Source organism: Shewanella sp. SG41-4 (assembly GCF_014164505.1).
GTDB lineage: Bacteria > Pseudomonadota > Gammaproteobacteria > Enterobacterales > Shewanellaceae > Shewanella.
Genome location: NZ_JACJFI010000224.1, coordinates 1 through 6,608, shown reverse-complemented (window position 1 = coordinate 6,608; position 6,608 = coordinate 1). Strand labels below are relative to the sequence as shown.

7 protein-coding genes are annotated in these 6,608 nt (G+C 40.6%); 6 read left to right on the top strand and 1 reads right to left on the bottom strand.

Annotation, left to right across the window (positions count from 1 at the left end):
• Window positions 1-2: 2 nt before the first annotated feature.
• From proV to proX, 3 genes are read left to right on the top strand one after another with little or no spacing between them, the layout of a single operon-like run.
• Window positions 3-1,220 carry a glycine betaine/L-proline ABC transporter ATP-binding protein ProV gene (gene proV, locus H5202_RS16595; RefSeq protein WP_336244806.1) on the top strand — a complete coding sequence of 406 codons (1,218 nt, stop codon included), beginning with the start codon at window positions 3-5 and terminating at the stop codon, window positions 1,218-1,220.
• 26 nt (window positions 1,221-1,246) lie between these two features.
• Window positions 1,247-2,098: an ABC transporter permease gene (locus H5202_RS16590; RefSeq protein ID WP_137222991.1), complete on the top strand. Its 852-nt coding sequence runs from the start codon at window positions 1,247-1,249 to the stop codon at window positions 2,096-2,098.
• On the top strand, window positions 2,095-3,129 hold the full coding sequence (gene proX / locus H5202_RS16585; RefSeq protein WP_182773050.1) for a glycine betaine/L-proline ABC transporter substrate-binding protein ProX: 1,035 nt from the start codon (window positions 2,095-2,097) through the stop codon (window positions 3,127-3,129). Before H5202_RS16590 ends, proX begins: the two co-directional genes overlap by 4 nt.
• Window positions 3,130-3,386: 257 nt before the next feature.
• Here proX and H5202_RS16580 read toward each other — a convergent pair whose 3' ends face one another.
• Window positions 3,387-4,490: an NAD(P)H-hydrate dehydratase gene (locus H5202_RS16580; RefSeq protein WP_182773049.1), complete on the bottom strand. Its 1,104-nt coding sequence runs from the start codon at window positions 4,488-4,490 to the stop codon at window positions 3,387-3,389.
• 278 nt (window positions 4,491-4,768) lie between these two features.
• Between H5202_RS16580 and H5202_RS24335 the strand changes: the two genes are divergently transcribed.
• The 3 genes from H5202_RS24335 (at window position 4,769) to H5202_RS16570 (ending at window position 6,242) form a co-directional block, all read left to right on the top strand.
• The gene (locus H5202_RS24335) at window positions 4,769-5,050 is read left to right on the top strand and encodes a Gfo/Idh/MocA family protein (protein ID WP_259397357.1); all 282 of its coding nucleotides are present in this window, start codon (window positions 4,769-4,771) and stop codon (window positions 5,048-5,050) included.
• A 9-nt stretch (window positions 5,051-5,059) separates the two neighbouring features.
• On the top strand, window positions 5,060-5,725 hold the full coding sequence (locus tag H5202_RS16575) for a Gfo/Idh/MocA family protein (RefSeq protein ID WP_259397356.1): 666 nt from the start codon (window positions 5,060-5,062) through the stop codon (window positions 5,723-5,725).
• Window positions 5,726-5,789: 64 nt separating this feature from the next.
• Window positions 5,790-6,242, top strand: a complete 453-nt coding sequence (locus tag H5202_RS16570) for a hypothetical protein (RefSeq protein ID WP_182773048.1) — start codon at window positions 5,790-5,792, stop codon at window positions 6,240-6,242.
• Window positions 6,243-6,608 lie beyond the last annotated feature (366 nt).

The following is a 6,608-nucleotide window of genomic DNA, read 5'->3' as shown; positions in this document are numbered from 1 at the left end:
AAATAGTAATAAAAAACCTCTATAAGGGTTTTGGTTCTGACCCTTGCAAGGGGGTGAAATTACTTGAGCAAGGGAAAAGTAAAGAAGAGATTTACGAACAGACTGGATTTACAGTTGCAGTACAAGGTGCAAGTTTTACAGTAAACAAAGGTGAAATTTTTGTCGTGATGGGTCTGTCCGGCTCAGGAAAATCAACTCTAGTAAGAATGCTAAACAGGCTCATTGAACCAACGTCTGGAGAGGTGTTAGTCGATGGTCAAAATATCCTTAAAATGAATAAGGATGAGCTGGTAAGGTTTCGCAGAAGTAAAACCAGTATGGTGTTTCAGTCTTTTGCTCTTATGCCTCATCAAACAGTGTTAGAAAATGCAGCATTTGGCCTCGAGCTTGATGGCATGGATAAGAAACAGCGAGAAGAGCGAGCTCTAGATGCTTTAAAACAGGTTGGACTTGAAGGCTTGGAGAATGCATATCCCAATGAGTTAAGTGGTGGTATGCAGCAGCGAGTTGGATTGGCGCGAGGCTTAGCGGTTGATCCTGATATCTTGCTCATGGATGAGGCTTTTTCGGCGCTTGATCCTCTGATTAAGACTGAGATGCAGGACGAACTGCTTAAATTGCAGGATCGTCACGAGCGCACCATCATTTTTATCTCCCATGATTTAGACGAAGCATTACGTATTGGTGACCGAATTGCCATTATGCAGGGCGGCCAAGTGATTCAGGTGGGGACGCCAGAAGAGATTCTGCAAAATCCCGCTGACGATTATGTACGAGCATTTTTCCGTGGTGTGGATCCAACCGGTGTTATCTCCGCAGGAGACATTGCCCGCGATACCCATCCAACGGTCGTTTGGCATACTAAAGCAGGTAGCCCAAGAGCCACATTAGAAATGTTGAGTATTAAAGATCGCGAATTTGCCTATGTACTCGACTCAGAACACCGGTTTTTAGGTGTTGTCTCTTCAGATTCCCTGCGTGACGCTATTGACCAAGGAAATGGTACCAGCAAACTTGAGCATGCTTTTCTTACAGAAGCTGAATCGGTTCAGGAAACCGATAGTCTTCAGGACATTTTACCTTTGGTAGCTTCTCATTCTTGGCCTATTCCAGTTGTAAACTCAGAAAATAGATATCGCGGAGTTGTTTCTAAAAATCTGTTTCTTCGTACCTTAAACCGTGCAGAGAAAGGGACTTATTTTGAGCAGTCAGCATCTTAGAATACTAGCTTCAGGAGTTTTATATTATGTTCAGTTTTGATGAAAGAGTTATTCCCTTAGATGCATGGATCACAAGCCTTGTTGACTGGTTGGTAGAAGGGTATCGATGGTTTTTTCAGATGATAAAATGGCCCGTAGATTTCATTTTATCGAGTGTGTCAGATGGACTTCTGGCAACTTCACCTCTACTTGTTATTGCGCTGTTCGGCGTCATTGCTTGGCGGGTATCAGGTTTCAAACTTGCTGGTTTTACGCTTGCATCGTTGATTCTCATTGGTCTGCTTGGTTTCTGGTCTGAAACCATGATAACCCTCGCCATGGTATTTTCATCTGTTGTGTTCTGCACCGTTGTTGGCGTGCCATTTGGTATATGGGCTGGACGCAGTGATCGTGTTAATAACATTCTACGACCCATTTTGGATGCAATGCAGACAACGCCAGCCTTTGTCTATTTGGTACCGATTGTAATGCTTTTTTCTATTGGTAACACTGCGGGTGTTCTTGCAACCATCATTTTTGCCCTGCCACCGTTGGTTAGATTAACCAGTCTCGGTATCAGGCAGGTACACCCAGAGTTAGTCGAGGCTGCGCTCGCCTTTGGGGCAACAAGCTCGCAGGTTTTACTTAAAGTTCAGATACCACTTGCTCTTCCGACCATCATGGCTGGTCTTAATCAGACCATCATGATGTCGCTCTCCATGGTGGTTATCGCCGCAATGATTGGCGCAGGAGGCCTCGGGGCACCTGTCGTTCTGGGCTTAAATACACTTGATATTGGTTTGGCCACGGTTGGCGGTCTTGCGATTGTTTTATTAGCAATCATTCTAGATAGAATCACCCAATCAATGGCAACCCCAAAAAATAAGGACGTAAAATGATACTTAAAAAAGTAATACTGGGCGCAGCTTTAGCTGCAATGACAATGACGGGGTCAGTCGCTATTGCTGATACTCTCAAGCCTGGAGAAGGTATAACGGTTAAACCAGCTCGAGCGACGTGGGACACTGGTTTTTTTCAGGAAGCACTTGTGCGACGAGGTCTTGAGACCCTTGGGTATGATGTTGAAAAGCCCAAAACTTTGGTTAATCCAATCTTTTACAAAACAGTTACTCTCGGTGATATTGATTATTGGACCAATGGTTGGTTTCCAATGCATAACGATCAACTACCGAAAAATTTTGATAAAAAAGCTGAAAAGATTGGTTATGTAATTAAAGCGGGTGGATTAGGAGGATATTTAATCTCCAAAAAAGAGGCCGATAAATTTAATATTACCTCCCTCGAAGACTTTAAACGACCTGAAGTGAAGAAAGCATTTGATACCAATGGAGATGGTAAAGCCGATTTGACTGCTTGTCCTCCGGGTTGGGGATGCGAAAAAGTTATCTCACACCATATGGATGTTTACGGTCTGAAAGATTTTGTTAATCCGGTGAAAGCGGCATATGCTGCAGGGATCGCATCAGCAATGGCTGGTTATAAAAATGGTGGACCAATATTTTTCTATACTTGGGCTCCAAACTGGACCATTTTTAAAATGAAACCAGGCAAGGACGTTGTGTGGATAAACGTGCCTGAAATTAATCCGACTAAAGCTCAAAGCTCTGCCATTGAGCGAATGACGGTAAATGGACTTGAAGGCGCGGTTTCTGATCCGATAAAACTTGGTTTTGTTGCTTCTGACATTCAGATAGTTGCCAACAAAGAATTTACAAAGCAGAATCCCGCAGCAAGGAAGTTTTTTGAGGAATTTACATTACCGCTTGCTGATATCAACGAACAAAATACTCGTATGAACGATGGTGAAAAGAGTAAGCAAGATATTCAACACCACGTAGATCAGTGGATTGCTAAAAACCAAGATAAATGGAACGGTTGGCTTACTGAAGCACGAAACGCTGCTAAATAGTACTAACCTGCAATAGCTAATTATAACCCGGAGTACACTTATAGTGCTTCCGGGTTTTTTAGTTCAAAAAAGTGGCTTATATTAAGGCTATTCTACATATAACCCTTAGTCGTTGATGCGTATGTAATGTACTTTTGTGTTTGAAATCGTGGCATGAGTGAACGCTTATAGCATACATGATTACGATGTTGTCTTTGGCAAGGAATTTAGGCGTTGGTAACAATCACACACTGATGCCGTATCGGCCAAACCTTTGGTTAAACTGCTAACACTTGTAAAATGGCTTTAGGAATATAGTCGAGTAGATCACTTGCTAGCACACCATATTGGCTTAAGTCTTCTGCGGCAATATCGCCTGCTAAACCATGCAAATACACACCTAAACAAGCGGCATTTATTGAGCTAACACCTTGTGCACAAAACCCTGCAATCATGCCCGTTAACACATCACCCGTTCCGGCTTTTGCTAACGCGCTGTTACCTGTAGGATTAATGAAAACAGTATTACCATCGCTAATGACGGTATGCTTACCTTTAAGAACCACAATGGTATGCAATTGCTTAGCGGCTAAACTCGCGAAATGAACCCGTTGGGCTTGTATTGAACCAACATCAACATTGAGTAACCTTGAAAGCTCTTTTGGGTGCGGAGTCACAATGCTGTTTTTAGGGAGTGTTATCGCAGTTGGGGTAAGGGGTGTTTGTTGGTTAATTAAGTGACTCATAAAATTAAGTGCGTCAGCGTCAAATATCACCGGATTATTATTAGTTTGTATTTCGGTTAATAATGCGTAAAAAAATTCACAATTACCATCTGGAATTGTTAAGCCCGTTAAAGGGTTGTTGTGATGATTTATGTTATCGAGAAGGCTACTATCTAGAAGATTATTATCAAGAGGATTATGGCTAGGGACAATGCCGAGTTGATCAGTACTTTGAGCAATACTTAATCCACTGCCAACGGTAATCACACTGGCTTGGCTGAGTTTATCTCGGAGTTGTAAAACAGCTTTTTTATCAATTGTTTGTACATCAATTGAGTGAATTTTCGAATGCTTCTTTGTTGATAGCAAATCAATGCGCGGTTCTGCATCATCATATCGTTCTGCTACATGAGTGAGTAGTGGCAAGGTAACCACAATCGGCGTTTGTGCACTCACACTATCACATACCAATGGACTACTGGCTAAAGTAACGTAACCCGCACCAACTCGTAACGCGGATAAACTCGACAGATAAGCAGCCCCCCGATAATGCAACGAACCGGCAATATTCAATACATGGCCAAAAGTCATTTTATGGCTGTTATCTGGCCTTTGAGGCAATATACTTTTGATGTATTCAAGGGTTAGCGTATTCATTGCGACTCGCGAGTTAATATTGAATATCGATACAATAAAGTAGCACAAACAGAAAAATCGTAACGGCTATAGCGACAGAAAATGATGATATTTTTAACTTACTATTAATTTATTAGCCTTGGCGCTATTGTTACTCATAATAAATAACCTGATGTGATGGTCTCCTTCCACTTCGGCATCGATGTGCCATGATTGAAGTGGTTACAAATAATTATATTGGGAGAGGACCAAAATGAAGATTACAACATTAGGATTAGACATAATATTAAGGAAAATAAATGACTAGAATAAACTGGGGAATTGTTAGTACTGGCAGAATAGCGGCGTTATTTTGTCAAGACTTAGCCTTTTCGGCTAATAGTCATTTATATGCTGTAGCTGCGAGACAACAAACGGATGCCGATGTATTTGCTAAGCAGTATGGCGCTGAAAAGGCCTATCAAGGATACCAGGCGTTATTTGATGATCCTGAGGTTGATATTGTGTATATCGCCACCCCACATAATTTTCATTTTCAGCAAGCTTATGATGCTTTAATGGCTGGTAAACACGTGTTGTGAGAAAAGCCGATGACCGTGTCGGTTGATGAATGCCAAACTCTGGTTACATTAGCTAAAGACAAAGGTTTGTTGTTGATGGAAGCATTATGGACTTATTTTTTGCCCGCAATGCAACAAGCCAAAAAATGGTTAGATGAAGGCCAAATTGGTCAGCTTAAACACGTTAAAGTCGATTTTGGTTATCCGATCCCATTTGCGCCAGATGGGCGTGAATATAATCCGCAATTAGCTGGTGGATGTTTATTGGATATGGGCATTTACCCGTTAGCAATTGCTGATTATTTTGTTAAAGCAGATATCGATAATCTATATGTTCAAGCACATATATGTGAAACCGGAGTAGAAGATGATGTGATTATCATTGGTAAAAGTGGTGATGTCACGGTGAGCTTAGCCACATCTTTTCAGTGCCGATTAAGTAATAACGCGTATCTTATTGGCGACAAGGGTTACATTGTTATTCCTGATGCATTTAGGGCATCTGAATGCAGTTTGTATCGACTAGATGAATTGGTCGATAGTTTTATTGATAACAGAACATCATTGGGGTATCACTTTGAAGCGGATGAAGCATGTCGACTCATTGCACAAGGTGAGCTAGAAAGTAGGGTAGTAACACATCAACATAGCTTATTGTTCCAGTCCCAGTTGGCTAAGGTTAAAGCGCTGATTTAAAATGCATGTCAACTGCAGTATTTTTGTCTATGATGAAGTCATCAGATTATTTAATGGATAATGCATGATACAAACATCGGTAACCTCACAACCTAATTCGGCAAACGTCTCTACTGCCGATATCCGTCAAGATCCTTTGATCAGTAAGTTACTCAACCGGTTACCTCAAGATATTGCAGAGAGTTACACCGATACTCAGTTATTAGGCATTAAGCAGACATTAGGACCGAAAGTTTGGGGTGGACATTTTATTGTTAATCGTGGAACGTTTAAAATTCCTTTTATCAAATGGCGCTTTTACTATGTTTTTTTATTAGGCAAAAACAAACGCGCTTATACCAGACGAGAGAAAAAAATATCAGTTGCGATGTTATTGCTAAGCATTGTTGCAACCATTATCGTGTTGATGTTGTTTGGTTTATTGTTAGTGTATTTACTAAAATCAGCTTTGGGTATCGATTTGTTTCCTGAGATGTCTTTGGGGATTTGGGATCAATTTAAGCAATTGTTTGGGTAAATATGTGCAATAGATTAATCGAAATAACTTGCCTCTCAATATTGCGGCGATGAGTTCATCATTAATGTTGAAGTTAATGAAGTTCATTAGCTAGTTTACAACATTAGCAACTAATTGATTGGTTACGCATGAAATTTGGTCGTTATTTCAACAACAGTTTACCACCGTAAAATCATTTACTGAGTTCAGAATTAGCGATCTTATTAAGTAAGCTATACTCTGAATAATAAACGGTCATCAAATAGCCGTTTTTCCAGCTAACTAAATGTATTTATGACAATAGGTCATTTTTTATATGTTAGTCTTCCTTATTCGTAAAACCATCAGTTTGATCTTAAAATACGCTAAAAATCCTGATTAAGGCAT